Origin of the sequence: Sinorhizobium kostiense (assembly GCF_017874595.1) — a bacterium.
Taxonomy (GTDB): Bacteria; Pseudomonadota; Alphaproteobacteria; order Rhizobiales; family Rhizobiaceae; genus Sinorhizobium; species Sinorhizobium kostiense.
The window spans coordinates 652,554-678,754 of the sequence record NZ_JAGILA010000001.1; the positions used below are offsets into that span (position 1 = coordinate 652,554).

23 protein-coding genes are annotated in these 26,201 nt (G+C 63.0%); 13 read left to right on the plus strand and 10 right to left on the minus strand.

Annotated elements, in window-relative coordinates; translation table 11 throughout:
* Nucleotides 1–108: 108 nt before the first annotated feature.
* The 9 genes from J2Z31_RS02905 (at nucleotide 109) to J2Z31_RS02945 (ending at nucleotide 11,368) form a co-directional block, all read left to right on the plus strand.
* Nucleotides 109–1,305, plus strand: coding sequence for an acetate/propionate family kinase (locus J2Z31_RS02905; protein ID WP_209600373.1), 1,197 nt, complete (start codon nucleotides 109–111; stop codon nucleotides 1,303–1,305).
* Nucleotides 1,302–3,665 (plus strand): phosphoketolase family protein, encoded by a 2,364-nt coding sequence (locus tag J2Z31_RS02910; protein ID WP_209600374.1) that lies wholly within the window; start codon nucleotides 1,302–1,304, stop codon nucleotides 3,663–3,665. Before J2Z31_RS02905 ends, J2Z31_RS02910 begins: the two co-directional genes overlap by 4 nt.
* A 202-nt stretch (nucleotides 3,666–3,867) precedes the next feature.
* Nucleotides 3,868–5,157, plus strand: a complete 1,290-nt coding sequence (urtA, locus tag J2Z31_RS02915) for an urea ABC transporter substrate-binding protein (RefSeq protein ID WP_209600375.1) — start codon at nucleotides 3,868–3,870, stop codon at nucleotides 5,155–5,157.
* A gap of 203 nt (nucleotides 5,158–5,360) precedes the next feature.
* Complete coding sequence (gene urtB, locus J2Z31_RS02920; protein WP_209600376.1) at nucleotides 5,361–6,974, plus strand: urea ABC transporter permease subunit UrtB; 1,614 nt, start codon at nucleotides 5,361–5,363, stop codon at nucleotides 6,972–6,974.
* A complete protein-coding gene (gene urtC, locus J2Z31_RS02925) occupies nucleotides 6,971–8,134 on the plus strand; it encodes an urea ABC transporter permease subunit UrtC (RefSeq protein WP_209600377.1) in 1,164 nt (387 codons plus the stop codon). The genes urtB and urtC overlap by 4 nt, the downstream gene beginning before the upstream one ends.
* Nucleotides 8,135–8,139: 5 nt before the next feature.
* A complete protein-coding gene (gene urtD, locus J2Z31_RS02930; protein ID WP_209600378.1) occupies nucleotides 8,140–8,892 on the plus strand; it encodes an urea ABC transporter ATP-binding protein UrtD in 753 nt (250 codons plus the stop codon).
* Between the two features lie 20 nt (nucleotides 8,893–8,912).
* Nucleotides 8,913–9,608 carry an urea ABC transporter ATP-binding subunit UrtE gene (urtE, locus tag J2Z31_RS02935; RefSeq protein ID WP_209600379.1) on the plus strand — a complete coding sequence of 232 codons (696 nt, stop codon included), beginning with the start codon at nucleotides 8,913–8,915 and terminating at the stop codon, nucleotides 9,606–9,608.
* A 219-nt stretch (nucleotides 9,609–9,827) separates the two neighbouring features.
* Nucleotides 9,828–10,220 (plus strand): BRA0787 family protein, encoded by a 393-nt coding sequence (locus J2Z31_RS02940; protein ID WP_209600380.1) that lies wholly within the window; start codon nucleotides 9,828–9,830, stop codon nucleotides 10,218–10,220.
* 164 nt (nucleotides 10,221–10,384) lie between these two features.
* The gene (locus tag J2Z31_RS02945) at nucleotides 10,385–11,368 is read left to right on the plus strand and encodes a substrate-binding domain-containing protein (protein ID WP_209600381.1); all 984 of its coding nucleotides are present in this window, start codon (nucleotides 10,385–10,387) and stop codon (nucleotides 11,366–11,368) included.
* Between the two features lie 77 nt (nucleotides 11,369–11,445).
* Here J2Z31_RS02945 and J2Z31_RS02950 read toward each other — a convergent pair whose 3' ends face one another.
* From J2Z31_RS02950 to J2Z31_RS02970, 5 genes are read right to left on the minus strand one after another with little or no spacing between them, the layout of a single operon-like run.
* A complete protein-coding gene (locus tag J2Z31_RS02950; RefSeq protein WP_209600382.1) occupies nucleotides 11,446–12,711 on the minus strand; it encodes an ABC transporter substrate-binding protein in 1,266 nt (421 codons plus the stop codon).
* 23 nt (nucleotides 12,712–12,734) lie between these two features.
* A complete protein-coding gene (locus tag J2Z31_RS02955) occupies nucleotides 12,735–13,571 on the minus strand; it encodes a carbohydrate ABC transporter permease (protein ID WP_209600383.1) in 837 nt (278 codons plus the stop codon).
* Complete coding sequence (locus J2Z31_RS02960; protein ID WP_209600384.1) at nucleotides 13,568–14,479, minus strand: carbohydrate ABC transporter permease; 912 nt, start codon at nucleotides 14,477–14,479, stop codon at nucleotides 13,568–13,570. The genes J2Z31_RS02955 and J2Z31_RS02960 overlap by 4 nt, the downstream gene beginning before the upstream one ends.
* Nucleotides 14,472–15,638 (minus strand): ABC transporter ATP-binding protein, encoded by a 1,167-nt coding sequence (locus J2Z31_RS02965; RefSeq protein WP_209600385.1) that lies wholly within the window; start codon nucleotides 15,636–15,638, stop codon nucleotides 14,472–14,474. Before J2Z31_RS02965 ends, J2Z31_RS02960 begins: the two co-directional genes overlap by 8 nt.
* Entirely contained in the window at nucleotides 15,635–16,471 is an 837-nt protein-coding gene (locus J2Z31_RS02970) for a metallophosphoesterase family protein (RefSeq protein ID WP_209600386.1), read from the minus strand. Before J2Z31_RS02970 ends, J2Z31_RS02965 begins: the two co-directional genes overlap by 4 nt.
* A 356-nt stretch (nucleotides 16,472–16,827) precedes the next feature.
* Here J2Z31_RS02970 and repA point away from each other — a divergent pair, with 356 nt between their 5' ends.
* Nucleotides 16,828–18,099, plus strand: a complete 1,272-nt coding sequence (gene repA, locus J2Z31_RS02975) for a plasmid partitioning protein RepA (RefSeq protein WP_209600387.1) — start codon at nucleotides 16,828–16,830, stop codon at nucleotides 18,097–18,099.
* Between the two features lie 4 nt (nucleotides 18,100–18,103).
* Nucleotides 18,104–19,159, plus strand: a complete 1,056-nt coding sequence (repB, locus tag J2Z31_RS02980; RefSeq protein ID WP_209600388.1) for a plasmid partitioning protein RepB — start codon at nucleotides 18,104–18,106, stop codon at nucleotides 19,157–19,159.
* Nucleotides 19,160–19,174: 15 nt separating this feature from the next.
* On the opposite strand, the gene J2Z31_RS02985 is transcribed toward repB, so the two are convergent.
* Genes J2Z31_RS02985 through J2Z31_RS02995 form a run of 3 tightly spaced genes read right to left on the minus strand, consistent with a single transcriptional unit; the run spans nucleotide 19,175 to nucleotide 22,235 of the window.
* Entirely contained in the window at nucleotides 19,175–20,338 is a 1,164-nt protein-coding gene (locus J2Z31_RS02985) for a Gfo/Idh/MocA family protein (protein ID WP_209600389.1), read from the minus strand.
* A gap of 23 nt (nucleotides 20,339–20,361) precedes the next feature.
* The gene (locus J2Z31_RS02990; RefSeq protein WP_209600390.1) at nucleotides 20,362–21,285 is read right to left on the minus strand and encodes a TIM barrel protein; all 924 of its coding nucleotides are present in this window, start codon (nucleotides 21,283–21,285) and stop codon (nucleotides 20,362–20,364) included.
* A gap of 38 nt (nucleotides 21,286–21,323) precedes the next feature.
* Nucleotides 21,324–22,235: a sugar phosphate isomerase/epimerase family protein gene (locus J2Z31_RS02995; protein ID WP_209600391.1), complete on the minus strand. Its 912-nt coding sequence runs from the start codon at nucleotides 22,233–22,235 to the stop codon at nucleotides 21,324–21,326.
* Nucleotides 22,236–22,423: 188 nt separating this feature from the next.
* On the opposite strand from J2Z31_RS02995, the gene J2Z31_RS03000 reads away from it, so the two are divergent.
* Both J2Z31_RS03000 and J2Z31_RS03005 read left to right on the plus strand, forming a co-directional pair.
* Complete coding sequence (locus J2Z31_RS03000) at nucleotides 22,424–23,425, plus strand: LacI family DNA-binding transcriptional regulator (protein WP_209600392.1); 1,002 nt, start codon at nucleotides 22,424–22,426, stop codon at nucleotides 23,423–23,425.
* 144 nt (nucleotides 23,426–23,569) lie between these two features.
* The gene (locus J2Z31_RS03005; RefSeq protein ID WP_209600393.1) at nucleotides 23,570–25,303 is read left to right on the plus strand and encodes an adenylate/guanylate cyclase domain-containing protein; all 1,734 of its coding nucleotides are present in this window, start codon (nucleotides 23,570–23,572) and stop codon (nucleotides 25,301–25,303) included.
* A 34-nt stretch (nucleotides 25,304–25,337) separates the two neighbouring features.
* Here the strand turns inward: J2Z31_RS03005 and J2Z31_RS03010 are convergent, their stop codons facing one another.
* Nucleotides 25,338–25,742: a DoxX family protein gene (locus J2Z31_RS03010; protein ID WP_209600394.1), complete on the minus strand. Its 405-nt coding sequence runs from the start codon at nucleotides 25,740–25,742 to the stop codon at nucleotides 25,338–25,340.
* 95 nt (nucleotides 25,743–25,837) lie between these two features.
* Nucleotides 25,838–26,194: a response regulator gene (locus J2Z31_RS03015; RefSeq protein ID WP_209600395.1), complete on the minus strand. Its 357-nt coding sequence runs from the start codon at nucleotides 26,192–26,194 to the stop codon at nucleotides 25,838–25,840.
* Nucleotides 26,195–26,201: the final 7 nt, after the last annotated feature.

The window sequence follows — 26,201 nt, forward strand, 5'->3', positions numbered from 1 at the left end:
AGGCAGAAAGATGACCGCCACGCTGAATGTTTGCCGTTTGACCGGCGTCAAGATCGCTGACGGCAATGGAGGGTAAACTCGCGCCATCAGAATAGAGGAGCGAATTCCATGGAAGCCGATCGGGCAATCCTGATCTTGAATGGCGGCTCCTCCAGCCTCAAGTTTGCAGTTTGCGAGGGCGCTCCTAATGGCGCCCAGATGCTTCGCGGTCAGTTCGAGCGCCTCTCGACCTCCAGGCCATGCTTTGTCGTCAGGGAAGACGATCAGGAGAGCCGGCGTGAGATTGGCGCGCAGGATCACGGGGCGGCGACGCGCTTTCTGCTCGACTGGCTTGAGGAGCGCCTAGGCCTTGCATCGATCGCGGCCGTCGGGCATCGGGTCGTGCATGGCGGTTCGAAATATCAGACCCCCCGGCTGATCGACGCGGCGATGATCGCGGACCTGCGTCGGCTTTCCCGCTTCGCGCCGAAGCATCTCCCGGCGGAGATCGACGTCATTTCTGTTTGCAGGGAGCGCATCGATGGCGTGCCCCAGGTCGCCTGTTTCGACACTGCCTTCCACCGAGACATGCCGGCGGTCGCACGGATACTTCCGATCCCGCGCCGCTTCAAGGCGGAGGGTGTGGTGCGATACGGCTTCCACGGCATCTCCTACGCCCATGTACTGGAAGTCCTGCGTCGTGAGGTGGGGGCAGGGGTGGCGGAGCGCCGGCTGATCTTTGCCCATCTCGGCAATGGTGCGAGCCTCGTCGCGGTGAAAGACGGCAGGAGCATCGACACGACGATGGGGTTCACGCCCGCGGCGGGTATTCCGATGAGCACACGTTGCGGCGATCTCGATCCCGGCGTTCTTCTCTATCTCGTCCAAAACGCAAGCGTCGACATGCAAGGTTTCGAGCGCATCGTCAATCAGGAGTCCGGTCTTCTCGGGATTTCCGAAACCAGCGGCGATCTGCGCGATCTCCTCGAGCGCGAGAAAGCCGACGAGAGGGCGGCCGAGGCGGTGGCGCTCTTCTGCTACAGCATCAGGAAGCAGATCGGCGCCTATGCGGCAGCCCTCGGCGGGCTCGACATGCTGGTCTTCACCGGCGGCATCGGCGAGAACGCGCCTGAAATCCGCAGCCGGATCTGCGAGGGGCTCGGATTTCTCGGCATCGAGCTCGACCCCGCGCGCAACACTTCCGCCACGCCCGTAATCTCGATGGCCGGCGCCCGCGTCGAGGTCCGGGTGATCGCGGCGGACGAAGAGTCGGTCATCGCGAGCGCCGTTACCGAGATCCTCAGCAAGCAGGAGTCCGCCCGATGACCGATCCCCTGTCGCCCGACCTTCTGGAGCGGATGGACGCCTATTGGCGCGCCGCCAATTATCTCTCGGTCGGCCAGATTTATCTTCGCGATAACCCGCTACTGAAACTCAAGTTGACGCTCGCACATGTCAAGCCGCGGCTGCTCGGCCACTGGGGCACGACGCCGGGTCTGAATTTCCTCTATGTCCACCTTAATCGGCTGATCCAGGCGCACGATCTGAACATGATCTATGTCACCGGTCCGGGGCATGGCGGCCCGGGCCTTGTGGCAAACACCTATCTCGAGGGAACCTATCCCGAGCTCTATCCGGAGATTGGCGAGGACGAGGCAGGTCTTAAGAAGCTCTTCACGCAATTTTCCTATCCGGGAGGAATCCCGAGCCATGTGGCGGCCGAGGTGCCGGGTTCGATCAACGAAGGCGGCGAACTCGGCTACTCGCTCATGCATGCCTATGGCGCGGTGTTCGACAATCCCGACCTGATCGCTGCCTGCGTCGTCGGTGACGGCGAGGCCGAGACGGGTGCGCTCGCGACGAGCTGGCACTCGAACAAATTCCTCAACCCGGCACGGGACGGAGCCGTTCTCCCGATCCTCCATCTCAACGGCTACAAGATCGCGAATCCGACAGTTCTCGCCCGCATCAGCCATGAGGAGCTGGAGGCGCTTTTCAGGGGCTATGGCTACGAACCGCTGTTCGTCGGGGGCGCGGATCCGCGGCAGATGCATCGGGATATGGCGGCAGCGCTCGATAACGCCTATCACCGGATCGCCGATATCCAGCGCGAGGCGCGCAGCGTCTCATCCTCCGGCCGCCCCGCCTGGCCGATGATCGTCTTTCGCTCGCCGAAAGGCTGGACGGGTCCGCGCGAGGTCGACGGCAAGAAGACCGAGGATTCGTGGCGCTCGCATCAGGTGCCGCTCGCAAAGCTCGCGGAGGTGCCGGAGCATCTCGGGATCCTCGAAGACTGGCTGAAGAGCTATCGCCCCTCGGAGTTGTTCGACGAGCATGGCAGGCTCCGTGACGATCTCAAGGACCTTGCGCCGAAGGGCGAACGCCGCATGGGCGCAAACCCCCATGCGAATGGCGGGCTTCTCATCAAGGACTTGAACCTGCCGGACTTCCGCAAGTACGCGGTGGCATTCGATCAGTCAGGAACCCGGACCGCGGAATCGACGCGCATCGCCGGGCTCTACCTGCGCGATGTTCTGAAACTCAATTCGGATGACCGCAACTTCCGCATCTTCGGCCCCGACGAAACCGAATCGAACCGGCTGTCGCCCGTCTTTGAGGCGACAAACCGGGCTTTCATGGGCGAGATCCTCGAGAGCGACGTGCAGCTGTCACCCGATGGCCGGGTGATGGAGGTGCTGAGCGAACATCTCTGCCAGGGCTGGCTGGAAGGCTACCTGCTGACGGGCCGGCACGGCTTCTTCTCGTGCTACGAGGCCTTCATCCACATTGTCGATTCGATGTTCAACCAACATGCGAAGTGGCTGAAAGTCTGCCGGGAAATCCCCTGGCGCCGGCCGATCGCCTCGCTTACCTACCTGCTGACCTCGCATGTCTGGCGGCAGGACCATAACGGCTTCTCGCATCAGGACCCCGGCTTCATCGACCATGTCGCCAACAAGAAGGCGGACATCATCCGCGTCTATCTTCCGCCGGATGCCAACTCGCTGCTCTCGGTGGTCGATCATTGCCTCCGGAGCCGCGACTACATCAACGTGATCGTCGCGGGCAAGCAGCCGCAGTTGCAGTGGATGGACATCGACGCGGCCGTCGCGCACTGCCGGACCGGCCTTGGCATTTGGGAGTGGGCGTCCAATGACAAAGGCGATCCCGATGCGGTGGTTGCCTGCGCCGGCGACGTGCCGACGATGGAAGCGCTGGCGGCCGTGATGATCCTTAGAGAGGCGTTTCCGTCGCTCAGGCTGCGCGTCGTCAACGTCGTCGACCTCATGGCGCTGCAGGCCCCCAGCCAACATCCGCACGGCATTGCCGATGACGCCTTCGATCGGATGTTTACGACCGACAAGCCGGTGATCTTCGCCTATCACGGCTATCCCGCGCTCATTCACCGGCTGACCTATCGCCGCGCCAACCACGCCAACTTCCACGTCCACGGCTACCAGGAGGAGGGCACCACAACGACCCCCTTCGACATGGCCGTGCTCAACAGGCTCGACCGTTTCCATCTCGCCAAGGCTGTGGTCGAACGCGTGTCTTCACTCGCCGCCGCGCGGGAAGGGTTTGCCGGCTTTGTCGAAGGGAAGCTCGCCGAGCACGACGCCTATATCCGACAGAATGGTGAGGACCTGCCGGAAATACGGAACTGGCGCTGGCAGCCGACTGCCTGATCGGATCGACTTCCTTCTTCCCCCCGCCACCTACGTAGAATGACGTATGTGCAGTGCAGCGCCGACGTCGGATGATCGCTTCTGGGCATGGAGCGGGATGCGAGCGGAAAACCGCTGCACACTTTTCCTATCCCGCTCCTGAGCAACGGCCAAGGAGAATGAACACTCCGTTGCGGCACCAGAACTAGAGGGGTTCAATCAGATGACTATCAGGGCACGCGTCACCGGCGCATTCCTCGCTGCCGTTCTTTCGACGACCGCGTTCAACGGCGCCTTCGCCGAGGATACGATCAAGGTCGGCATCCTTCACTCGCTTTCCGGAACTATGGCGATTTCCGAGACGACGCTGAAAGACGCCATGCTGATGCTGATCGAGGAGCAGAACAAGAAGGGCGGTCTGCTCGGCAAGAAGCTCGAGGCGGTCGTCGTCGACCCGGCCTCCGATTGGCCGCTCTTTGCGGAGAAGGCGCGTGAGCTCGTCTCCGTCGACAAGGTCGCGGCGGTTTTCGGCTGCTGGACCTCGGTGTCGCGCAAATCCGTGCTGCCGGTCTTCGAGGAACTGAATTCGATCCTCTTCTATCCCGTCCAATACGAGGGTGAGGAAAGCCAGCGCAACGTCTTCTATACGGGTGCCGCTCCGAACCAGCAGGCGATTCCAGCCGTCGACTATCTGATGGAGAACGAAGAAGTCGAGCGCTGGGTGCTCGCCGGCACCGACTATGTCTATCCGCGCACGACCAACAAGATCCTCGAGGCTTATCTGATCTCCAAGGGCGTCAAGCCCGAGGACATCATGATCAATTACACGCCCTTCGGCCATTCCGACTGGCAGACGATCGTCTCCGACGTCAAGAAGTTCGGCTCGGCCGGCAAGAAGACCGCGGTCGTGTCGACGATCAACGGTGACGCCAACGTGCCCTTTTACAAGGAACTCGCCAACCAGGGCGTCAAGGCGGAGGACATCCCGGTCGTTGCCTTCTCGGTCGGCGAGGAGGAGCTTGCCGGGCTCGACACGGGCCCGCTCGTCGGTCACCTCGCTGCCTGGAACTATTTCCAATCGGTCGACAATCCGGCAAATGCCGAATTCATCGAGACTTGGCAGGCTTTCACCAAGAACGACAAGCGGGTCACCAACGACCCGATGGAAGCCCATTATATCGGCTTCAACATGTGGCTGAAGGCGGTCGAGAAGGCCGGCACGACCGACACCGACGCCGTGCTCGACGCGATGATCGGCATCTCCGTGCCGAACCTCTCCGGCGGCTATTCGACCATGATGCCGAACCACCACATCACCAAGCCGGTGCTGATCGGCGAAATCCAGGCGGACGGCCAGTTCGAGACCGTCTGGGAGACGCCCGGCCTCGTCGTCGGCGACGAATGGTCGGACTACCTGCCGGATTCGAAGGACCTGATCTCCGATTGGCGGGCGCCGATGTCCTGCGGCAACTTCAACATCGCTACCGGCAAGTGCGGCGGCAAGGGCTCCTGATGCGCGGGTCATGCCGGGTATTCATGACGAAAGACATGTTCCAGGGGGCGACCGGCATTCCGGTCGCTTCCTGAGCGGCAATTTTCCATGACGAAACGATAGCGCGGAATACCTCCGTCCGAAGGCGCATTTCGGGCGGAGGACTGAAGCGAAGGCCGCAGACGATCGGGCGACGCGACGAGGCGAACCAAAACGAGAGGCGAATGTACCGCTTTATCCAAACCGTGCTGATGGCTCTGTTCCTCACAGTTGCAGCTACCCCGTGGGTCCGGGCGGAGGAGGGGCTGCGCGATCTGGTGAACGCACTCGGCGAGGCCAAGCTCTCCAACATGGACGAGCACATCGCGGCCCTCGCAAGGACCGGCGATCCCAAGGTCGTGCCCATTCTCGAGGCGCTCGGCGAGGGTAATCTCTATGCGCGCAAGGCAGATGGCCAGGTGTTCCTCACGGATGGGACCGGTTCGAAGCTGGCGCTCACCGATCCTGTTTCCGGCGACAGCGCCGGCGAGGCGCCGAAGACGGCGCTCTCGAAAGTCAAGGTCAACAACAGCGTCCGCCGCGCGGTGCGCACCGCACTCGGCAGCCTGACGCTCTTGAGCCCCGACCGCGATGCCCGGCTCAAGGCCGCGAAATCGGTGCTGCAGTCGCCCGATGCCGACGCCCTCGATGCCGTCGAGAATGCACTTGCCGCCGAGAAGGATGCTGAGGTCCGCGCCTTGCTCGAACAGGCACGCGCCACGTCGCTCCTTGTTTCCGATCGGCCGGTCGAGGAGAAGAGGCAGGCGATTCGGATGATGAAGCAACGGGGCGGCCGCGACGCACTCCCCGTCCTCTCATCCGCCCTTGGCTCCGCAGACGAGGCCCTGAAGCCGGATATCGAGGCGGCCCTTGCCAACATCGAGCAGACGCAGGCGCTCTGGGCTGCCGGCCAGAACGTCTGGTACGGCCTCTCGCTCGGTTCGGTGCTCCTGCTCGCCGCGATCGGTCTTGCGATCACCTTCGGCGTCATGGGCATCATCAACATGGCCCACGGTGAGATGGTGATGCTCGGCGCCTACACGACCTTCCTCGTCCAGGAGGTCGTACGCAACTCCTATCCCGGGCTCTTCGACTGGTCGCTGGCGATCGCGCTGCCGCTCGCCTTTCTCGTCACCGGCGCCGTTGGCTTCGCGATCGAGCGCGGTGTCATCCGCTTCCTTTACGGCCGTCCCCTCGAGACGCTGCTTGCCACCTGGGGCATTTCGCTGATCTTGCAGCAATCGGTGCGCACAATCTTCGGGCCGACCAATCGGGAGGTTGGCAATCCTTCCTGGATGTCCGGCGCCTTCGAGCTCGGCGGACTTACGATCACCTGGAACCGCCTGTGGATCATCCTCTTCGCGCTCGCCGTGTTTGCCGCGTTGCTTTTCCTCCTGAAGAAGACCCGGATGGGCCTGCAGATGCGCGCGGTGACGCAGAACCGGCGCATGGCATCATCCATGGGCATCCGCACTCCATGGATCGACGCGCTTACATTTGCGCTCGGCTCCGGCATTGCCGGCATGGCGGGCGTCGCGCTCTCGCAAATCGACAATGTCTCGCCGAATCTCGGCCAGGGCTACATCATCGACAGCTTCATGGTCGTCGTCTTCGGCGGCGTCGGCAATCTCTGGGGCACGCTTGTCGGCGCCTTTTCGCTCGGCATCCTCAACAAGTTCCTGGAGCCCTATGCCGGCGCCGTGCTCGGCAAGATCCTCGTGCTCGTGCTGATCATCCTCTTCATCCAGAAGCGGCCGCGCGGGCTCTTCGCACTCAAGGGCCGGGCGGTGGAAGCATGATCACCTCGTTTCTCGTGAAATCGCTGGACCGCACGATCATCACCGCCGTAGCGATCCTCCTGGGACTCGCCGCTCTCGTGCCGGCGCTCAATCTCATGACCGCGCCGGACCATCCATTGCATGTGCCGACCTACCTCGTCTCGCTTTTCGGCAAGTACCTAACCTATGCGCTCCTGGCACTGGCGCTCGATCTCGTCTGGGGCTTCTGCGGCATTCTCTCGCTCGGCCACGCGGCCTTTTTCGCGCTTGGCGGCTATGCCATGGGCATGTACCTCATGCGCCAGATCGGCGCTCGCGGCTCCTATGGCAATCCGCTGCTGCCGGATTTCATGGTGTTCCTCAACTGGAAGGAACTGCCCTGGTTCTGGTACGGCTTCGACATGTTCTGGTTCGCGGCGCTGATGGTCGTACTCGTCCCGGGCCTCATCGCCTTCGTCTTCGGTTGGTTCGCCTTCCGCTCGCGCGTCAACGGCGTTTATCTTTCGATCATCACCCAGGCGATGACCTATGCGCTGCTTCTCGCCTTCTTCAGGAACGACATGGGGTTCGGCGGCAATAACGGGCTCACGGATTTCAAGGACATTCTCGGCTTCAATATCCAGGCGGACGGCACCCGCGCCGCGCTCTTTGCTGCTTCTGCCCTGGCGCTTGCCGTCTCACTCGTCATCACCTCCGGCATCGTGCGCTCGAAATTCGGCAAGGTACTGGTGGCGCTGCGCGATGCGGAAAGCCGGACCCGGTTCCTCGGCTACCGGGTGGAGCACATGAAACTCTTCGCCTTCACCGTCTCGGCAATGATGGCGGGCGTTGCCGGCGCCCTTTACGTGCCGCAGGTCGGCATCATCAATCCCGGCGAATTCGACCCCGGCAACTCGATCGAGGTCGTCATCTGGACGGCTGTCGGCGGCCGCGGCACGCTGATCGGCCCGATCATCGGCGCTGTCCTCGTCAACGGCGGAAAGAGCATCTTCACGGCCGCCTTCCCGGAATTCTGGCTCTTTGCCCTCGGCGGGCTCTTCGTGCTGGTGACCCTGTTCCTGCCAAAAGGCGTGGTCGGCACGCTCCAGCAGCATCTTGCCCGGCGAAGGGCCAATCGCGAGGCGGCCCGGAAGAACGGTGAAGCAGAGTTTGCGGCCGCCGAACCGATGGCGGCGGAGTGATCGCGATGACCGAGAAGAAACCCAGGAGCCTCCTCTATCTCGACGGCGTGTCCGTCTCCTTCGACGGCTTCAAAGCGCTGAATTCGCTTTCCTTCGTCGTCGAACCGGGAGAGTTGCGCGCGATCATCGGCCCGAACGGCGCCGGCAAGACAACGATGATGGATATCATCACTGGCAAGACACGGCCTGACGAAGGCGATGTCTTCTTCAAAGGCGACATAGATCTTACGAAGAAGGACGAGGCCGAGATCGCGCAGCTCGGCATCGGCCGCAAGTTCCAAAAACCGACGGTGTTCGAGAGCCATACGGTCTGGGACAATCTCGAACTGGCGCTGAACCGCAGCCGTGGTGTCTTCGCCACCCTCTTCTACCGTCTCACTCGCGAGGACAAGGCCCGCATCGAGGAAATCCTTTCGACCGTGCGGCTGACGGCGCGCCGCGACGATTTCGCCGCCGATCTCTCGCACGGGCAGAAGCAATGGCTGGAGATCGGCATGCTGCTCGCGCAGGAGCCGGAGCTGCTGCTCGTCGATGAGCCGGTCGCCGGCATGACGGATGCGGAGACGGCGGAAACGGCTGTCCTCCTGAAAGAGATCGCCAAGACGCGATCCGTGGTCGTCGTCGAACACGACATGGGCTTCATCCGCGATTTGGGCGTCAAGGTCACCTGCCTCGCAGAAGGCTCGGTGCTCGCGGAAGGTTCGATTGATTTCGTCAGCAATGATGCGAAGGTGATCGAGAACTATCTCGGCCGTTGAGCGGGAGGATTTCAAAAGCGATGTTGAAGGTCGAGAACGTCAACCTGCATTACGGCGCCGCCCAGGCGCTGCGCAACGTCTCCTTCAAGGCGGAGATGGGCAAGATCACCTGCGTGCTCGGGCGCAACGGCGTCGGCAAGTCGAGCTTGCTTCGGGCGATCACCGGCCAACATCCGGTGAGTTCCGGCGCGATTTCCTTCAATGGCACGGCGATCGGCGGCATGGCGCCCTTCCGCCGCGCCAAGCTGGGCGTCGGCTATGTGCCTCAAGGCCGCGAGATCTTTCCCCTGCTGACCGTGAAGGAAAATCTGGAGACCGGCTATGCGCCGCTGAAGCGGGCCGAGCGCTCGATCCCCGAGGATATCTTTAGCCTCTTTCCGGTGCTGCAGACGATGCTCGGCCGCCGTGGCGGGGATCTTTCCGGCGGACAGCAGCAGCAGTTGGCGATCGCCCGTGCACTCGTCACCCGACCGAAGATCCTCGTCCTTGACGAGCCGACCGAAGGCATCCAGCCATCGATCATCAAGGATATCGGCCGGGCGATCAGATATCTGAAGGAATCGACCGGCATGGCGATCCTGCTCGTTGAGCAATATCTTGATTTCTGTCGCGAGCTCGCCGACCAGGTTTACATCATGGACCGCGGCGCCTTCGTCCACGAGGGGCCGGCGGAGACGCTGGACACGCCGGAAGCCCGCCGCCATCTCACCGTCTAGCCGTTTTCCACAGTCAGGGATTCGACTGAAGTATCAGTAGGTTGTGCCGCCGGCTGCATTGTCGTGCAGTAGCGGGAGCATTCAATTGGCCGAATGGGTTTGCGCCGGGCTCGGCTTTGAACCATACTGCGCACGCTTTGTGAAGCAGCATTACAATCCGTTATCGCTGACAGAATTGGCCATTCGCGTTTCCGGCCTGCCCCACTGGAGGAGACACAAATGACAAATTTCCTGCCTGAGCTTTACGAAGGGCATGCCCCGATCACGCTTCAGACGCTCTTCAGGGACGCGCTCGAAGCCTATGAGGATTGGGGGGAAGGGATGCCCGAACCGATCGTTTCCTTTGAGGGCAAGGTCCTTCCGATCAGCGCCGTCTTTGAGTGGATGAAACCCTGCACCGACATCATGCCAGCCAACATGATCGGCATCGTCACCGACCGGCTGACGAAGCCCTGGAGCGGCTCCGGTCCGCTCGATAAGATGACCTTCTCCACCGCGGCTCGCGTCATGTCCGTTCTTGTGCGGCGCCGGCTGATCCGCTTCGGCCGCGGCTCGATCGAAGCTTTCGTCCAGCGCTTCAATCCGGCCCAGAGACCCGGCCACGACGGTTGAGCGATAGCAGCGGCCTTACTGCATGTCTCCCTGAATCGACCTCGATTCAAGGTCAAAGGCATGCAGTAATCAAAGTGCGACAGCGCCTTTGCGCGTCCAAATGAATATCGACCATCCCTCCTTGCGTTCAACCCCCTGTCACAAAAGCGCGATAGGCGGAGCGGATGGTGACCTTGCAACAGATAGCCTTTCAAGCCGGCTGCTCGCTGGCGACGGTTTCGCGCGTCCTCAAGGGCCAAGGGCCTGTCAGTGGCGAAATGGTGCGTCGGGTGCGCCGCGCCGCGGCCGAGCTCGGTTACAGGTCACCGCCACCGGCAGGTGCCGGCGCGCGCCACCGTCCGGTTGTCGGTGTGCTGGTGCCAAGCGTCACAAATCCCGTCTTCGCCGCATCGCTTGCGGGTATCCAGCATCGCATGCAGGCTGCGAAGCATGGCGTCCTGATCGCGCAGTCGAACTACGATCCGGCATTGGAAGCACCCTCGGTCGCCGCGCTCCTGGAGCAGCGCCCGACGGGGTTGATCCTGACGCTCTGCAACGCTGAGACCAGCGGGGCGCTATCGGCGGCGCTGCCGCCGACGATCCTGCTCAACAACCGCCCCGTACCGCGCTTTCCCGCCGCCGTGACTGTCGACAACCACCGCGCCGGCTATGAGATCACGCGTCATGTGCTCGCCCACGGGCACCGTCTGATCCTCTTCGTCTCCGGGCATTTCGCTTCCTCCGACCGTGCGCGCCTCAGATACCAGGGCTATTGCGCGGCTATGGAGGAGGCGGGGCATCAGCCGCTCCCGGCAATGGAGATCCCATTCCTCGACGGTTACGAACACCTGGATCTCTCCGGCGTGGTGGTAGGCAGGCGTCCGACGGCGATCATTGCCTCCAACGACCTCTTGGCGGTGGGCGTCATCGCCGCTCTTCGCAGAGAGGGTCTGGCGGTCCCGGGTGATGTCTCGGTCGCCGGCTTCGATGGAATCGCCATTGGCCGCCTGATGAGCCCGTCGCTAACGACCATGGCGATGCCAGACGGCGACATGGGCATCGCAGCGGCCGCGATGCTACTCGACATTGCCCAACACGCGAGCGCATGCCGGCATCTCTGCCTCGACCACCGGCTTTATTCGGGCGAGACGGTTCGGATGTTGAACTGAAATTCAGTCGCCGCAGGTGTCGCGCGTTTTGTGATTTGCCCTTCACCCTGCGGGACGAGGCCCATCCGCGAGAGTTGTCAGCTCCGCGGCAGCAGGCTTTCCACCTCGGCAGCTGCGTCGTCCAGGGCTTCCTCAGGCGTTGCAGACTGCTCGACGACGCGTGACAGGTTCTCGACGATCGACTGGGTGACCTTGACGCCGTTGGTGCCGGGGACGGCGTACCAGGGAATCATGCGCGGCATCTGCTCGAGACCGGCGCGGAAGAGTGGGTTCTCCTCGTAGAAATTGGCGAGATATTCCGGCGACTTCGCCGCGAGCTCGTTGTTGGGCACGTATCCCGTGCCGGGAACGACGACCGAGGCGCCATAGGGGCCGGCGGCAAACTTCGCGAACTTCCAGGCCGCTTCCTGCTTTTCCGCGTCACGGGTCAGGATCACCGCGGCATTGCCGCCGGTCGGCAGCTTGCCGTTGACCGGGTCGATCAGCGGGATCGGCGCGGTGCGCAGGTCGAACTTGCCGCCGACATTCTTGATCGTATTGCGGAGCGCGCCGGTCGTCTGGAAGGCGAAGCCGATCTTGCCCGCGACGAAGGCCTGTTCGCCCGCCTGCTTGGTGAGCACAGGCAGGCCGCCTTCCTTGACCATGCGGTCCAGCACTTGGATTGCCTTGCGGCCCTCCGGGCCGTTGAAGGTGACCTTGGACTCGTCCTCATTCAACATGCGGCCGCCGGCGCCGAAGAGCAGCGCCGAGAACATCCAGTCGTCGCCTTGCCAGCGGAAGTCGATGCCCTCATTGCCGTTGCCGAGCGCCTTGATCTTGCCGCCGAGCGCAATCACCTCGTCCCAGGTCTTCGGCGGCTTTTCGGGATCGCCGCCGGCCTGGCGCACGAGGTCGGCATTGTAATACATGATGGGGTTCGAGGTTGCGAAGGCGAGGCCCACCTGCCTGCCGCTAACCTGGGCGAGCTTCAGGATGTTCTCCGAAAAGCCCTGCTCGGCCATGTTGCCGTCCTTCTCGATGAACGGTCCGAGATCGACCGGAATGTCGCGCTCGTCGAGCATGCGCAGCCGGTTGAGACCAATGAAGGTGATGTCCGGCATCTCGGTCGTGCCGGCCTGGCGCATGATCGTCTGGATGCCTTCCTCGTAGGTCGCGGAGGGATTGGCGAAGGCGATCCTGATGTCCGGGTTTTCCTCCATGAACTTCTTCGAGATCGTCTCCATCACGTCCTTGAAGAAGCCGGGCATGGGATAATGCACCGTCAACATCGTTTCGGCCTTAGCCGGAACAGCAAGTGTCATCGATACCGCCGCGGCGGCGAGAAAATGCCTGAAATGTTTCATGACGCTCTCCTGGTTTTAACCGGTCAGCCCTTGAGACCGGTCATTGTGATGCCCTCGACGAAGCGTTTCTGCGCGATGAGGAACGCGGCGACGAGGGGAAGGGTGATGATCAGCGTGGCGGCCATCAGCGCGCCGTAATCGTCGCCGGCTTCCGCGGCGCGGAAATATAGGAGGCCGAGCGGCGGGGTGGCGAAATCCTGGTTGGAGACGACCACCAGCGGCCAGAACAGGTCGTTCCAGTGAGCCACTACCGAGAATATCGCGAAGGCGGTGATCGCCGGCCAGGCATTCGGCACGATGACTCGGGCGACGATGCCCGGCTCGGACATGCCGTCGAGGCGCGCGGCGTGGATCAGATCGTCGGGAATGGCGCGGAAGAACTGGAGGAACAGGAAGATCGCGAATACCGAGATGGAGAAAGGTGCGACGAGCGCCGTATAGCTGTTGAGCACCGAGAGCCGATCGAATGCCACATAGAGCGGCAGCGCCGTCGCGTGGATCGGCACCAAAAGACCAAGCATCACCAGCACCATCATGGAGCGCGCGGCGCGGAACTTGAGTTTCGCCATGGCATAGGCGCAGGGAATGGCGACGACGACCTGGACAATGAAGATCAGCGCGCAGACGATGACGCCGTTCATAAGCAAGGTCGGCATGGAGACGCGCGATAGCGCCTTTGTGAAGTTCTCGGCAAAGGACCATTGCTCCGGGATCAGCGAGAGCGAAGAGGAAAAGATCTCGCTCTGCGCTTTGCCGGCGGTCGAAATCATGAAGATGTAGGGCGCAAGGAATATGAGCGCGCCGAGCGAGAGGAGGCCAAATCGCAGGATCCGGCCGAAGGCGAGGCTGTGGGCAGTCATGCGTAATGCACCTTGCGGTCGAGGACGCGGTATTGCAGGAACATCAGGACGACCAAGATTGCGAGGAAAACGACCGTCATCGCCGAGGCATAGCCGACCCGCAGATAGACGAAGCCCTCCTGGTAGATGGTGAAGAGAAGCACTTCGGAGGCCTTGTTCGGCCCGCCCTCGGTGAGCGTTTTCACCGTCTCGAAAACCTTGACGGAATTGATGATGCTGATCGTCGTGACGAAGAGCGTCGTCGGTCCGAGCATAGGCCAGGTGACGAGGCGGAAGCGGTCGAACCAGGACCTGGCGCCGTCGACTTCCGCCGCCGCATAGAGCTCGCGCGGAATGGCGGTGAGGCCGGCCAGGAACAGCACCATGTTGAAGCCGACCGACTGCCAGATGCCGATGATCGAAAGCCCGTAAAGCACAGTGCCGGAGGCGCCGAGCCAGTTCGGTCCGGTGATGCCGAACTGGGCGAAGAATGTGTTTATCGGCCCGATCGTCGGATGGAAGAGGAACTGCCAGACCGTCGCCATGGCGACGAGCAGCGACGCAACCGGGAGAAAATAGACCGTGCGGAAGAAGGCGCGGGCGCGGGTCTCCGCCTCGATCAGCATCGCGATCGCGAGCGCCAGCACGATTGATACCGGCGTGACGATCGCCGTGTAGATGGCGGTATTTGAGAGCGAGCGACGGAAGGTGCGGTCGCTGATGAGCTCCGCATAGTTCTCGAAGCCGACGAAGCGGAAGCCGCCATAGCCGAGCTCGAAATCGGTGAAGCCGAGGATGACGACGGCGAGCGTCGGCAAGAGGATGAAGAGGAACAGAAGCGTAATCGCCGGCGCGGCGAGCAGCCATGCGATCCGCGCCTCGCGCCGGCCGATCGATGCGATCGGCATCTCCGCCGCAATGCTAGCCATGGGCCCTCTCCCGTGACGAGGCGATGGCGACCGTTTTCGCCCGCAGCCGCTCGCCGGTCGTCGCGAAGAGCATCATCCGGCTCGGCTCGATTTCGACGGAAACCGGCATGCCGGTGGATAGGGTTGCGGCGTCCGCCGGCGCAATCCTGGCGACGATCGTCTCGCCGATCGCGTCGAGCCTTGCATGGATAATGACTTCGGAGCCGAGGAATTCGGTGCGCTCGATGCGGGCCCTGAGGATGCCGTCCGTCCCCGGGCGGAGACGGACGAATTCCGGCCGCACGCCGATCAGGACTCGCCTCTCGCTTGGCGGTGCGGTCTCGACGGCGAGCGTCAAGGCGCCGAAGCGCACCAGGCCGGTGGCGTCCATTCGCGTCTCAAGCACGTTGATGCGCGGCTGGCCGAGAAAGCGGGCGACCTCGATATGGGCGGGATCGTCATAGATTTCCTGCGGCGGAGCAAGCTGCAGCAGCGTGCCGCCGATCATCACCGCGACACGATCGGCCATCGACAGGGCCTCGGATTGGTCATGGGTGACGTAGAGCGTCGGCACGCCGGCACGGCGGTGTAATTCGACGATCTCGCCGCGGGCATGGACGCGGAGATTCGCATCGAGATTGGAGAGTGGCTCGTCCATCAGGAAGACGCTAGGGCGGCGGACCATGGCACGGGCAAGCGCCACGCGCTGGCGCTGGCCGCCGGACATCTGCCCCGGCTTGCGGTCGAGCAGATGGTCGATCTTGAGCGACGCGGCCATTTCGCGGACCTGGCGCTGGATGTCCGCGCGGATCTGACGCTGGCCGGGCAGGAAATCGCCGATGAAGGGCAGGCGCTGGGCTGCCGTCAGGCGGCGCATGGCGAGCGGGACGGCGATGTTCTGGCCGGCAGTCAAGTGCGGATAGAGGGCATAGGACTGGAACACCATGGCGATGTTGCGATCGGCGGCTGCCAGCGACGAGACATTGCGGCCGCCAATGGCGATCTCACCGCTGTCGGCGTGGTCCAGCCCCGCGACGATGCGCAAGAGCGTGCTCTTGCCGCAGCCGGACGGGCCGACGAGAGCGATGAATTCGCCTTGCCCGGCTTCCAGGCTCACGCCGTTGAGGATCGCGTTGCCGGCAAAAGACTTGGTGATGTTGTCGAGCGAAAGAACGCTCATTGCGCTGCCTCCACGGGCTTCCTGGCGGCGCGCGGATAAACCTCTTCGATCACGTGATCGATGACGTGGGAGGTCAATCCGGGTACCGCGACAACCTCGCTGTCGATGCGTTCTGCGCCGAGGTGATGCAGAGCGGCGCCGACGAGCCGCTCCCCGGGCATTTCCCGCTCAAGCGTATCGATGACGAAAGATGTCGGCGGTGCCCAGAGGAGGTCGGTGCCGGCGTGATGGCCCTGCCAGGCCCAGTGCAGATGGCCACTGGCATGAAGCGCGACATCGTTTCCGGCCATCAGATCGTAGAGACGCTGGCGCTGGCGCGGCCGCACGCCCCAATAGCCGGTGTCGCCTTCCGCCGGATCGTCGACGAACAGCGGTTTATGAGCAAAGATGGCGACCCGCCGACCGTCACGCGCGGAGAGCGTCCGCTCCAGCCAATCAAACTGCTTCTCCTCTTCCGCGTCGTCCAAGCCGAGAAGCAGGCTGTTAAGACCGATGAGCCGGCAGTCACCATGGTCGGACAGCCAGTAGTCGGGCCCGACGAGCTTGCGCCAGCGGGCCAGCCGCGCCGCATCGACCGGCTGGTCCGAGCCGGGCAGGTGACCGACGTCGTGGTTGCCGGGTACGATCAGTACCGGCACCGATAACTTTCGCAGGAGGTCCATCGCAAAGGTCAGGTCCTCCTCGCGGTCCGCGCCGTCGATCGTCAGGTCGCCGGTGTGGACCACGAGGTCGGCGCCGGCGGTCTCGATCCAGCGGGCGACGGGGTCCCAATTGTCGTTGAAATGCGTCTTTGAGGGGCTGAGATGGGTGTCGCTGATCTGGACGATCTTCATCAGGGCAGGGCTCCCGCTTGCTCGAATGCGACTTGAAAGAGGGGCCGTCCGCCTCGCTCAGCGCCGCTTGGCGGACTGTTTAGGCGGCTGCGATGTCAGTTTGGTAACAGGCGTTCTCAGTTGTTTTTCAGTTTCTCCATCAAAGCTTCACTTTCGGCGGGCCGGATCCTTTTCCTCGAAACCTCTTGACGCGAATCAGAGGATGAATCATTCCTCTAACGGAATAGATCGCATATTCCGCATTTCAGCGTAGGTCAGCGATTGCTCTGTTAAGAGATGTGGCGGGCGCAGTTGCGTGGCCGGCGAAGAGGTTTTGACCTCCTTGCCGTGATGCACCGAGCACGAGGGATTGGACGATGGACATGATGGGATCGGCCACGGCGGCTAGCGCGATCGGAGCGGCTGCCGGCGCAGATGAGCGCAGGCCAGCGGACGAGGCGATCGCGGCGGATGCGCGCGCGCTTTCGGAGCAGCTGAAGGCGATGCGCGATCGGCTGTTCCCGCCACTGGCGATGAAGACGCTCAGAAGCTTTACATCCGGCGAGGCTGCGAAGCTCATTGGCGTTTCCGACGGCTATCTCCGGCAGCTTTCGCTTGCGGGCGAGGGGCCGCAGCCCGATACCGGCGCCGGCGGGCGGCGCTCCTATTCGCTCTTCGACATCAACGCGCTTCGCCGGCATCTTTCCGAACAGGCGCTGGCGAAGGGTAATGGCGCCAAGGCGCGGGGTTATCTCAAATGGCGTGATGCTGCTCGCGGCGAGCATCTGCAGGTCATCTCCGTCACCAATTTCAAGGGCGGCTCCGGCAAGACAACCTCTTCGGTTCATTTGGCGCAATATCTCGCTTTGACCGGACATAGGGTTTTAGCGGTCGACCTCGATCCGCAGGCCTCGCTCTCGGCACTGTTCGGCTACCAGCCGGAACTGGACCTGACCGGCAACGACACGCTTTATGGCGCGATCCGCTACGATGCCGAGGCGCGGCCGTTGAAGGAGATCATCCGCAAGACCTATTTCGACGGGCTTGACCTGGTACCCGGCAATCTCGAACTGCAGGAATTCGAGCACACGACGCCGCAGGCCCTGAGCGCCCGCCAGAGCGGCGCCGATGCCGGGCCCCTGTTCTTCGCCCGCGTGCAGACGGCACTCGCGAGCGTCGCGGATGATTACGACGTCGTCGTGATCGACTGCCCGCCGCAGCTCGGTTACTTGACGCTTTCGGCGCTCTGCGCCTCGACCTCGGTCATTGTCACCGTGCATCCGCAGATGCTCGACGTCGCCTCGATGAACCAGTTCCTCTACATGACCTCGGATCTGCTCAGCGTCGTGCGCGAGGCCGGCGGCGAGCTCAATTTCGATTTCCTGCGCTACCTCGTCACCCGTTTCGAGCCGAATGATGGCCCGCAGGCGCAGATCGTCGGCTTCATGCGCTCGCTCTTCGGCGATCGGGTTTTGACTTCGGCCATGGTGAAGTCGACAGCGATCTCGGATGCGGGCCTCACCAAGCAGACGCTCTACGAGGTCGGGCGCGAGAACTTCACCCGCGCCACCTACGACCGGGCGATCGAGTCGCTCAATGCTGTCAACGGCGAGATCGAGGCTCTCATTCACGCGGCCTGGGGGCGCTAAAGACATGGCTGGCAACAACCGGAAGAACGAATTGCGGGCGCTGTTCATGGGCAGCGCGCCGGCTGCCGGCTCTCAAGGCGCTGCGGAGCAGTCGGGCGAGTTGACACCTGTCAACCAACCGGCGGCGCCGCGTGCCGCCTCCGGCGCCGTCAAGGCGATGGGGCTCTCGCTCGGCAGCATCACCCGCGAGGCGGAAGAGGCGCGTGCGCTTCGCGAAGCGCTGACGACGGGCGAGCGCGTTGTCGCTCTCGACCCGGCGCTCGTCGAAGCCTCCTTCATCGAAGACCGGCTGACCGACGGCGAAATCGATGACCCGGACTTCCTGGCGCTCGTCGAGAGCATTCGCGAGAATGGCCAGCAATCGCCGATCCTCGTCCGCCCGCACCCGGAAAAGCAGGGCCATTACCAGACCGCCTACGGGCATCGTCGCCTGAAGGCCGTGCGCCGGCTCGAACTGCAGGTGAAGGCGATCGTCCGGCCGCTCTCCGACGACGAACTGGTGCTGGCCCAAGGCAAAGAGAATGCCGAGCGGCGTAACCTCTCCTTCATCGAGCGGGCGCTTTTCGCCGCGGCGCTCGCCGCCCGCGGCTTCGACCGCAAGGTGATCGGCGACGCGCTCGCGGTACAGAAGAGCGAGCTCTCGCGTCTCCTGCAGGTCGCCGACAGCGTACCGCACAACGTCGCTCGCGCCATCGGTCCGGCCCCCAGGGCCGGCCGCGCCCGCTGGATGGCGATCGGCGCACTGCTCGAAAGAGAGGACGCGCGCGCCAAGGCGGAGGAGGAGATCGCTTCCTCGGAATTCCGCGCCGCCGACACCGACCAGCGCTTCCAACTGGTCTTCGATCGGCTGTCCCATGGGGACAGGCCGAAGCCGGAAACGCCGGAGGAGTTGAGGGACGGAGCCGGACGAGTCTACGCGCGCCTGAGGCGCAACGGGAAGTCGTCAACAATCGAGTTCGTCCCCGAAACGCATCCTGTCTTCGTCAAGGAGGCGGTAGACAGGCTGGCGAAACACCATGCGAGCTTCATGGATCGTCAGAAGTCGCTGCTCCGTCGCTGAGTCTGATTTGCCCCTTTACCCGTAGTCCACCCAGACGCCGCCCTGATCGGCCGAGCGGACGCAGTTTTCCACCCAGCGGACGCCCTCCAGCCCGGCGTCGATGCCGGGAAAGACGAGGTTCTCGATGCCTTCCGGCGCCAGTCCGCGACTGCCGTTGATGGCGAGGCCGAAGCGGCGGTAAAGGTTCGCCCAAGCCTCGAACAGCCCTTCCGGATGGCCGCCGCCGATGCGGTCGTCGAGCCGGGCTTGCGGGTAGAGATAGTCCATGCCGCGTTCGAGGATGCGGACCGGCTCGCCCTGGATTTCGTAGGAGAGCTGGTTCGGCCGCTCGTCCCACCATTCGATGCTCGCTTTCGAGCCGACGATGCGGATCTTCTGGCCGTGCATCGAGCCGGCGTTGACGGCGCTCGACCAGACATTGGCGATGGCTCCGTTGTCGTATTCCATCAGGGTCACGGCATTGTCCTCGAGCGGCGCCCGGCTTTTGACGAAGCTCTGGCGCACGCACATCAGACGCTTGATCTTCAAATGCGGCAGGATGACCTCGGAGATATAGAGCGGATGGGTTCCGACGTCGCCGAGCACGTAACTCGGGCCGGCAAATTTCGGGTCGACGCGCCAGCGGGTCGAGGGGTTCTGCTCCTCGACGGGGGCACTGTGGAAGCCGTGGGCGAATTGCAGGTTGACGATGCGGATCTCGCCGAGATCACCGTTCTTGACCATGGCGCGCGCCTGCTCAATCATCTGGTGGCCGGCATAGCCGTAGGTGACCCCGACGATAAGCCCGCGCGCTTGCGCCAGCGCCTTCAGTTCCAGTGCTTCCGCGACGGTGAAGCAGAGCGGCTTTTCGCAGACGACGTGCAGCCCGTGTTCGAGCGCTGCCTTGCAGATCTCGAAATGCGTGTTGTTTGGCGTGGCGATCGACACCGCCTCGATCCCGTCGGCACCCGTCGACTCTTCGGCGAACATTGCCCGGTAGTCCGGGTAGCTGCGCCTCTCGTCGAGCCCGAGATCGACGCCGAAGCCGCGGCCGCGTTCCGGATCGATGTCGAAGGCGCCGGTGACGAGTTCGAAGGTGTTGTCCCTGAGCGCCGCCGAGCGATGGATATAGCCGATCTGGCTGCCGCGCCCGCCGCCGACCATCCCCCAGCGGATCGGTTTCGTTTCCTTCTCTGACATGCGGTGTTCCTAACTGGTGATTTTCAGAACCCGACCGAGCGCAGATAGTCGCGGCTTTCCTTCACGTCCGCGAGGCTCCCCGAGACGCTCAAGGGGTCGCGCTCCTGCTCGACCGTGATGAAGCCGTGATAGCCGATCTCCTCAAGCGCGCGCTTGACGGCCGGGTAGTCGATGACGCCGCGGCCGATCGGGCACATGACGCCTTGGGCGCAAGCATCGAAGAAGCGGATCTTCTCGCCGAGCACACGGCGGAAGACGGTTTCGTCGATGTCCTTGAAATGCACGTAGTCGAGACGATCGGCAAATTTCTTCAGCGTCTCGACCGGGTCCATGCCGGCATAGTAGGTGTGGCCGGTGTCGATGCAGAAGCCCGCAAGCTCCGCCGGCACGTCGTCCGCGATCCGCTCGATCTCGTCGGCGAACTCGATATAGCCGCCGGCATGCGGGTGAATGACGGCGCGCACGCCGTATTTGTCGCGGGCAAGAGCGGCGATCGCCTTGATGTTGGCAACCATGCCTGCCCAGGCCTCGTCGGAGAGCCGCGGCGCCCGGTCGGAATGGCCGGCGGCGTAATCCCGCTGGTCATGGCCCCAATCCATGACCGTCAGATAGGGTGTCCCGAAGCGCTGCCCCGGCACCTCAACCGGCTGCGGCAGCCTGGTGACGACTGCGCAGATTTCGTCCGTCTGGCGCAGAAGGTTGGCATGGTTCTCCGGCGAGACGAGATCGTCGAAGATCGTGCCGGCGACGATCGAGAGCTTGCGTTCGTCAAGCGCCGTGACGACGCGTTCGGACCCGAGCGGCACGTAGCCATAGGGCCCGAGTTCCAGTCCGCCATAGCCGGCGGCGGCCGCCTCGTCGAAGACGCGCTCCCAGGCGGGCAGGTTCGGGTTCCTGACGTCGTCAACGCCCCAGCAGCAAGGGGCCGTCGTAATGGTGATGGTCACGGGGGTCGTCCTGTCGATGCCGGGGGTTGAGTAAGGCTCTACTTACGTTCAGGCCAGTACTTGTCGACATACTTCTGGATTTCCGAACGCATGAAGCCGCCGGACTCGTCGGCACGATCCTCCCAGCCAAACACGCAAGCCGTGACGATGCCGTCGAAACCGACCTCGGCGAGCGAAGAGAAGAAAACGTCCCAGTCGATCTCGCCCTGGTACATGTCCATGTGCTGATGGATCGTCACCTTCGCGCCCGGCGGGTTGATGATGTAGCGCAGCCCGGATGAGGCCTTGTGGTCATAGGTGTCGGCCACGTGCACATGCGCGATCATCGACCCGGCATCACGGATCATCTTCGCCATGTCGTCGCCGAAATAGAATGTATGCGGCGCGCAATAGAGAAACTTGACGTTCTTCGAGCCGATCGTCTTCAGCATGTCGATCGCCGGATGCAGCGTCTCGCACCAGTCCTCCGGATGCGGCTCCATGTTGAGCGTCACGCCTTCCTTCTCGAACACCGGCACGAGCTCCTCCATCGAGCGCCACCACGCGGCTTCGCTGTGCTCATGCGTATGCGTTCCGCCGCAGCAATTGGAGCGGTGGCTGCGGTCGGGCGAGGGGCCGCGGCCGAATTCGGAGTTCATTGTGTCGCAGTCCATTTCGACGGCGACCTGGATCGCCTCCTTCCAATAGCGCACCGCCGCCTGACGCTCGTCCTCATGCGGGCTAGCCCAGCGATACATCGGCAGGATCGAGGCGAGCTGAACGCCATGGTCCTTCAGCGCCGACTTGAACTCGGCGATTCGCTCCTTGTGGGCGCGCGGGCGCACCCACCAGGGGAGAAAATCGTCGCGCGGGGAGAGCTCGATATGGTCATAGCCGAGCTCCGCCGCCTTCCGGCACAGGTCATGCAAGCCGAGGTGGCGATGCATATAGGGGTCGAGTGCAATCTTCATGGGCTCCTCCGTCGTTCCGGCCGGCCGGGTGTCTGTTGCTACGGTTCGGTCTCGTGGCTCCTCCCGAACTGCAGAAAGATTAGCGTCGGCCGCTACTGCGTCCTAAATCTCCCTTGATCAAATTTGATCATTGACGCGTTTCACCGATCCTGGTCTGGGTGGAGTCTCAGAGGAGGAGGGTTGCTCCGATGGCGAAGGTGACGCTGAAGGATGTTGCGCGTGAGGCCGGCGTCGGCACGGCGACCGTCGAACGCGTCCTCAACGGCCGCGGCGGCGTCCGCCTCGAAACGGTGGAGAAGGTTCTTCACGCCGCCCGCAAGCTTGACTATCGCCATCGCCTGCCGGAGGCGCACCGGGCGCTGATCCGCATCGAGGTGATCCTCGTAAGACCGGAGACGAGCTTCTACTCGCGCATGAACCAGGCCTTCGAGCGGATTGCTGCGCTTCTCGACAAGAGCATCGTCGTCCACCGCACCTTCGTGCGCGAGAACGATCCGGTCGACTTCGCCCGTTACATCGCCAATCCGGCCGCGCGCCGCTCGGCGCTGATCGTCGTCGCGCCGGACCACCCGGATGTGGTGGAGAGCTTGAGGACGGTTGCAAGACAAGGCATGCCGGTCGTGCAGATTATGACGAGACCCGCCCCGGAGCTCCCCTATGTCGGCATCGACAATTACGCCGCCGGGCGGACTGCCGCCTTTTACATGTCGCGAATGCTCGCCGGGCGAAAGGGTTCTTTCGTCGCACTCTGCCATAGCGGCGCCTATGAGAACCACAAGGAGCGCATCCGCGGCTTTTCCGCATATCTCGCCGAGAACGGCGATGGTCACCTCTTCAGCCAAGTAATGTTCGACTATGACGATGACATCAACTCCATGGAACTGCTCAGCGAGGCGCTCGATGGCGACCCCGGCATCATCGGCCTCTACACTGCCGGCGGCGACAACCGTTCCGTTGCCGCCGTTCTGAATGAGCACGCGGCGCGAAATATCTTCTGGGTTGGGCATGAGCTTTCCGAGCAATCGCGCCGTGCCCTCCGCGAGGGCGTCATGTCGATCGTCCTCGACCAGGCGCCGGAGATCCAGGCAAGGCGATCGGTCGATCTGACGTTGCGCTCCCTGAACCTTATAGATGTCGACGCCAGCTCGGAGCCGGTGCGCTTCCTTACCGTCACGCCGGAGAGTGTTTGAGTAGGCGCTCAAGCTCGTGCTTCGCCGGATAGAGAAGCTGCGCCAGCTCTAGCCAGCGTCCTAGCCGCGCCTCCGTTGCCGATCCGATAGACTTTTCAGGCGAACAGCCTAGAATCTTGGAACTGCGTACCGAGAAAGCGCAACATGGCTGAAGAACGCGCTCAGCGGCGCCTTGCCGCCATCATGGCTGCCGATGTGGTCGGATATAGTCGCCTCGTCGAACTGGACGAAAGCGGTACGCTGGCAGCCCTCAAAGAGCGTCGGAGACGCATTCTGGATCCCCTCGTCCACGAGCATGACGGGCGTGTTGTCAAGACGATGGGCGACGGGGTTCTGGTGGAATTCGCCAGTGCCGTGAATGCCGTGACCTGTGCGATTGAATTCCAGAGGCGAATGTCGGCGGCCAACCATGGGCTCCCAGACGACCGGCAGATCCTTTTGAGAATCGGTATAAATCTGGGCGATGTCGTCGTCGAAGTCGGCGATCTGTACGGTGATGGCGTTATCATAGCGGTGCGGCTCCAGACTCTGGCCGGTCCGGGAGAGATCTACGTCTCCGGCAGCATATACGATCAGGTCAGGCGACGGCTTTATTGCGAATTCGACGAGCTTGGACCGCACCTGATCAAGAATGTCGCCGAGCCGGTTTCCGTCTATCGAATCGAGACTTCGACCTGGGGCCAGCATGGCGCAGCCGCCAAGGCACCGCTGCCGCTGCCGATCAAGCCATCCATAGCCGTGCTGCCGTTCACGAACATGAGCAACGACCCGGAGCAGGAGGTTTTCGTCGACGGCTTGACGGAAGACCTGATCACCGATCTGTCGAGGGCCAGCGGTCTGTTCGTGATCGCGAGCAATTCTGTCTTCGCCTACAAGGGGAGACATGCGGACGTGCGGCGCATTGCCCGCGAGCTCGGGGTCCGCTACGTCCTTGAGGGCAGCGCCCGTCGTGCCGCTGGGCGAGTGCGCATCAACGCCCAGCTGATCGATGCGATCCAAGGCGACCACCTGTGGGCCGAGAGGTTCGACCGAAGTCTCGAAGATATGTTTGCGGTCCAGGACGAGGTGACAAGCAAGATCGTTGAAGCCTTGGTCGGGCGACTGACGACCGCGCCGGCGCGAAACAGGCCAACGGACCTGGAAGCCTATGATCTGTGCGTCCGCGCGCGATCTCTCGGCCTGCAGACAGCCGGTGCCGCGAGGGAGGCGATCTTCCTCTTGCAGCGGGCAATCGCACGCGATCCCGACTATGCGGAGGCACATCGGCTGCTGGCGCTCAACTTGTGGCTGAGCTGGGAGTTCTGGGACCAGCCGGCTGACCCCAACAGAGCGAGAGCCGTGGCCGAAGCACAAAGGGCCGTTGCGCTCGATCCCGTTGACGCCGGGAACCGCTGGGTCCTCGGCGTCATTCTGGGCCATGAACGCCGCTGGGAGGAGTCCGACGCGGAATTTGATCTCGCCTTGAAGCTGGATCCAAACCATGCCGACGCCTTTGCCATGCGGGCGGACCTGATTGTGCTGAGCGGCCGACCCGCCGATGCCATCGAGCATGTCCGAAAGGCGCTCCGGCTTAATCCTCACCCGCCGGGTTGGTACTATTGGATGCTGGGCCAAGCCCAGTATGCGATCCGCGATTATGAGGCGGCGGTCCAAACCTTGCGCCGTCCCGAAACCTACCGAGCGACTTCGCGTCGTCTGCTTGCAGCCAGCCTGGCGCGACTCGGACGCCTGGACGAGGCACGGACGGAAGCGCAGTTGTTCATGATGAGCAATCCGAATTTCACGATCCGACAGTGGTCCGATTCTCAACCGTTCCGCGACGAGGAACTGCGCCGGCATTTCCTCGAGGGTTACCGCATGGCTGGGTTGCCAGAGTGATGGCTGCCGCTTCTCCTTCGCGCCAGATTTCAGCTCAGGCGTGGCCCGCCCGTGCGTCCAGGCTGAAGCGACCGGCACCGAACGCCACCACCTGCAGCAAGCCGCCCGTGATCGCGAGGTTCTTCATGAAGTGGATCATCTGGTTCTGATCGGTGAATTCCGTATGGAAGCCGATGGCCGACGCCAAAGTGAAGACCGCCAGGACAAGCGCCGCTATCCTTGTCTGGTAGCCGAGGACGAGAAGGAGGCCGCCGCCGAGCTCCGCCAGCAGAGCTATGGCATAGGCTACCCAGGGCAAGGGCAGATTGGCCGCCGCTATATAATCGACCGTGCCGGTGGGATCGGCGAGTTTTTCCACGCCGGACGATATGAAGATGATGGCGAGCAGCAGGCGGCCCAGGAAGGGTAGGGAAGTCTGAAGTGCTAAATTGGTCCCCATATCAGCGTGACCTCTCTCAGCGACGGTCAGCAAGCAATCGGCACGAGTTACGATTGCAATTGCCGGAGTGTCGAAGCCTCGCGCCACAGGCGATTTCACGCACCCACCATTTGCTCCAGAACTGCGAGGAGACGGTGCTCCTCGGTCGGCTTCCCGACATTAGGTGCGCCGGCGAGAATCTCTCCGCCGATAAGTTCCGGTCTGCTATAGGCGCTTGCCACGACAAAGGGTACGTGCCGCTCGCGCAGCGCCTCCGCCAGCCGTGTTACCGAGCCGTCCCTCAGGGTTACGTCGAGAATCGCAACCGCCGGCAGTTCATCGTCCAACAGTTCGAGCGCTTCCTCCACCGCCGCGGCCGGTCCGAGAACGCACCAACCGCAGCGCTCAAGCAGCAGCTTGAGATCTATCGCGATCAGGAACTCGTCCTCCACGATGAGCACAGTCTTGCGCATGTGATCA

Coding starts and splice junctions, on each gene's coding strand:
- J2Z31_RS02905 (WP_209600373.1), top strand. CDS start 109: ATGGAAGCCGATCGGGCAATCCTGATCTTGAATGGCGGCTCCTCCAGC.
- J2Z31_RS02910 (WP_209600374.1), top strand. CDS start 1,302: ATGACCGATCCCCTGTCGCCCGACCTTCTGGAGCGGATGGACGCCTAT.
- urtA (WP_209600375.1), top strand. CDS start 3,868: ATGACTATCAGGGCACGCGTCACCGGCGCATTCCTCGCTGCCGTTCTT.
- urtB (WP_209600376.1), top strand. CDS start 5,361: ATGTACCGCTTTATCCAAACCGTGCTGATGGCTCTGTTCCTCACAGTT.
- urtC (WP_209600377.1), top strand. CDS start 6,971: ATGATCACCTCGTTTCTCGTGAAATCGCTGGACCGCACGATCATCACC.
- urtD (WP_209600378.1), top strand. CDS start 8,140: ATGACCGAGAAGAAACCCAGGAGCCTCCTCTATCTCGACGGCGTGTCC.
- urtE (WP_209600379.1), top strand. CDS start 8,913: ATGTTGAAGGTCGAGAACGTCAACCTGCATTACGGCGCCGCCCAGGCG.
- J2Z31_RS02940 (WP_209600380.1), top strand. CDS start 9,828: ATGACAAATTTCCTGCCTGAGCTTTACGAAGGGCATGCCCCGATCACG.
- J2Z31_RS02945 (WP_209600381.1), top strand. CDS start 10,385: ATGGTGACCTTGCAACAGATAGCCTTTCAAGCCGGCTGCTCGCTGGCG.
- J2Z31_RS02950 (WP_209600382.1), bottom strand. CDS start 12,711: ATGAAACATTTCAGGCATTTTCTCGCCGCCGCGGCGGTATCGATGACA.
- J2Z31_RS02955 (WP_209600383.1), bottom strand. CDS start 13,571: ATGACTGCCCACAGCCTCGCCTTCGGCCGGATCCTGCGATTTGGCCTC.
- J2Z31_RS02960 (WP_209600384.1), bottom strand. CDS start 14,479: ATGGCTAGCATTGCGGCGGAGATGCCGATCGCATCGATCGGCCGGCGC.
- J2Z31_RS02965 (WP_209600385.1), bottom strand. CDS start 15,638: ATGAGCGTTCTTTCGCTCGACAACATCACCAAGTCTTTTGCCGGCAAC.
- J2Z31_RS02970 (WP_209600386.1), bottom strand. CDS start 16,471: ATGAAGATCGTCCAGATCAGCGACACCCATCTCAGCCCCTCAAAGACG.
- repA (WP_209600387.1), top strand. CDS start 16,828: ATGGACATGATGGGATCGGCCACGGCGGCTAGCGCGATCGGAGCGGCT.
- repB (WP_209600388.1), top strand. CDS start 18,104: ATGGCTGGCAACAACCGGAAGAACGAATTGCGGGCGCTGTTCATGGGC.
- J2Z31_RS02985 (WP_209600389.1), bottom strand. CDS start 20,338: ATGTCAGAGAAGGAAACGAAACCGATCCGCTGGGGGATGGTCGGCGGC.
- J2Z31_RS02995 (WP_209600391.1), bottom strand. CDS start 22,235: ATGAAGATTGCACTCGACCCCTATATGCATCGCCACCTCGGCTTGCAT.
- J2Z31_RS03000 (WP_209600392.1), top strand. CDS start 22,424: ATGGCGAAGGTGACGCTGAAGGATGTTGCGCGTGAGGCCGGCGTCGGC.
- J2Z31_RS03005 (WP_209600393.1), top strand. CDS start 23,570: ATGGCTGAAGAACGCGCTCAGCGGCGCCTTGCCGCCATCATGGCTGCC.
- J2Z31_RS03010 (WP_209600394.1), bottom strand. CDS start 25,742: ATGGGGACCAATTTAGCACTTCAGACTTCCCTACCCTTCCTGGGCCGC.
- J2Z31_RS03015 (WP_209600395.1), bottom strand. CDS start 26,194: ATGCGCAAGACTGTGCTCATCGTGGAGGACGAGTTCCTGATCGCGATA.